A 542-nucleotide genomic window follows, 5' to 3' on the forward strand; every position below is an offset into this window, starting at 1 on the left:
GGTTGTGGCTGTGTCATGACTTCGAAGGTCCTTTCTTCCTAAGGTTTTCCATGCTGAACTGGGCAGACCCACCCAGATACGCGCCGCGGGTATCACGTGCGTGAACTGCTGGTGGTGTTTCAGGCGGTGTTGTTGGCGCAAGATCATGGCCTGTCGGGCGGGTGGATTGGTCTTTGCGTACCGCAGCCATCATGTTTTTCACCGCGGTATACGACACGGCCCTCCTTGCGCCATCAGGTGCGATCAAGCGGGCACAGGCTTGTTCCAAAATCGCCTTGTTGGCGTGCTTGCCCATATTTAGTACGTTTCGACACGACTGATACGCCTGGGCAGGGATTGCCTTTGCGCTGATGAGTTCTGCGATGACTTTCTGGGTCGCTGGCCCGATCTTGGCCGCTTCACGGTAGAAGTAGTCACTGGTCCACAGCCCTGTGGTATCAGCCATGTTGGCAGGAATATGATCCACGTCAGTGACATAGATCCCCCGGGCTTGGGCAAGCCGGTGGGTGGCAACACGCTGCCCAGCGTCAAAGACAGTAACT

The 542-nt window shown here is 56.6% G+C and carries 1 pseudogene; it reads right to left on the minus strand.

Going from position 1 to position 542, the window contains the following annotated elements:
* Positions 1-13 precede the first annotated feature (13 nt).
* Positions 14-542 (minus strand): annotated as a pseudogene (locus HMPREF2875_RS02070) (IS21 family transposase); the annotation flags it as partial.

It is taken from the genome of Corynebacterium sp. HMSC078H07 (assembly GCF_001812805.1).
GTDB lineage: Bacteria > Actinomycetota > Actinomycetes > Mycobacteriales > Mycobacteriaceae > Corynebacterium.